Genomic DNA, 2,111 nt, shown 5'->3' on the forward strand with positions numbered 1-2,111 from the left:
TCGCAGGCGGTGAGGGTGATGGTGGCGCCGAGGTTGGTGAGTTCGTCGGTGAGTTGGGTGGCGCCGGGGGCGTGGGGTCCGCTGCGGCTGGTGAGTAGGAGGTGGCGGGCGTGGTGGTGGGTGACGAGGTGGCGGGCCAGGAGGCTGCCGAGGGTGCCGGTGGCTCCGGTGATCAGGACGGTTCCCTCGGGGTCCAGCCCACGCGGCAGGGTCAGCAGGGTCTTGCCCGTCTGCTGGGCCTGGCTGAGGTAGCGCAGGGCGTCCGGCGCGTGGCTGATGTCCCATGCGGTGATCGGCGGCGGCGTCAGCGTCCCGGCCTCGAACAGCGTCACGAGGTCGGCCCATATCTCCTGGATGCGGTCGGGTTCGGCCTCCATCAGGTCGAACGCCCGGTACGCCACGCCCGGGTACTCCTCGGCTACCTCCTCGGCATCCCGGATGTCGGTCTTGCCGATCTCCAGGAAGCGGCCGCCGTGGGGGAGGAGGCGCAGGGAGGCGTCGACGAATTCCTTGGCGAGGGAGTCGAGGACGACGTCCATGCCGTGGCCGTCGGTGGTGGTGAGGAACTGTGTCTCGAAGTCGGTGGTGCGGGAGTTGGCCAGGTGGGTGTCGTCGAAGCCGAGCTTGCGCAGGGTGTCCCATTTGCCGGGGCTGGCGGTGCCGTAGACCTCGGCGCCCAGGTGGCGGGCGATCTGGAGGGCGGCCATGCCCACGCCGCCGGCCGCCGAATGGACCAGCAGCCGTTCCCCGGCCCGCAGCCCCGCCAGGTCCACCAGCCCGTAATACGCCGTGAGGAAGACGACGGGGAGCACGGCGGCCTCGTTGAACGTCAGCCCCCGGGGAATCCTGGCCACCCAGCGGTGGTCGGTGACACCGACCGGACCGAGGCCACCGGACGGGAACAGGCCCATGACGCGGTCGCCGACGGCCACCGACGTCACATCGGGGCCGACCTCCAGCACCACGCCCGAGCCCTCGCCGCCGATCCGGGCGTCGTCCCCCGGATACATGCCCAGGCCGACCATCACGTCACGGAAGTTGAGACCGCCCGCCCGCATGGCCACCCGTATCTCATGGGCTTCGAGGGGACGCTCGCCCTCGGGGTGGGGAAGCAGACCGAGGTTGCCGAGCGTGCCCTTGCTGGTGACGTCCAGACGCCATGAGGCACAGTCGGCGGGCGGCACCAGCACACCGGAAGCATCCGCGGCCCGGGCCAGCCGAGGCACATGGACCCCGCCGTCCCGCACCGCCGCCTCGGGAAGCCGCGCGGACAGGATGCCGGGCAGTACGGCGGGCCGCGCGTCGGACAGCGGGGCGGACAGTTCGTCGAACGGCTCATCGGACGGCTCATCGGACGGAGCGGAGGGGGCTGCTCCGGAGGATACGGAGTCGTCCAGGTCGAGCAGCGCGAAACGATCCGGATTCTCCGCGCGCGCGGAGCGGATCAGCCCCCACACGGGCGCGGCGGCCAGGTCCCGGATCTCCGGACCGGGACGTGTGGCGACCGCGTTGTGGGTGACGACCACGAGCTGCGCATCCGCGAACCGCTCGTCGGCCAGCCACTCCTGAACACACGCGGTCGTCCGCAGGAGCACCGCACGCACGGCTTCGGGTACGTCCTGGTGACTGTCTCCCTCTCCCTCTCCTCTTCCCGCTCCCTCACCGTTGCCGTCACTGGTGCAGGTGACCAGCACGTGCGCCGGTACGGAGGCACCGTCGTCGATCGCGTCGCGCAGAGCGGCGAGGGTGGCGTACGCGGTGCAGGACTCCGCCCCGTCGGCCGCGCCCCGCACCATGTCGTACAGGCCCAGCGGGTCCGGCCCGATCACGCTCACCGGCCCCAGGGGGGCGGGGGAGTCGGGCAGCGGCGACGGAACCCATTCCACGACATGGAGTCCGGCGGCGGCGCCGGGCCGGGTGGCCGCGGCGAGCTGCTTCATCGTGACCGGCCGGGTGACCAGCTCCCCGATGTGGGCGACCGGCGCACCGGTGAGATCCGTGAGGGTGATCTCCATGGTGGTGGGTGTGGTGGTGGTGAGGTGGGCGCGGAGGGTGGTGGGGTGGGTGGTGTGGAGGGTGATGTTGTGCCAGGTGAAGGGGATGTGGATGGG

Annotated in this window: 1 protein-coding gene; it reads right to left on the reverse strand. The window is 71.5% G+C overall.

The window, feature by feature from the left end:
- Positions 1-2,111: zinc-binding dehydrogenase (locus tag ACFYW1_RS38965; protein WP_389004574.1), on the reverse strand; the 2,111-nt coding region annotated here is incomplete at both ends.

The sequence above is a fragment of the Streptomyces sp. NPDC002669 genome (genome assembly GCF_042889165.1).
Taxonomy (GTDB): domain Bacteria; phylum Actinomycetota; class Actinomycetes; order Streptomycetales; family Streptomycetaceae; genus Streptomyces.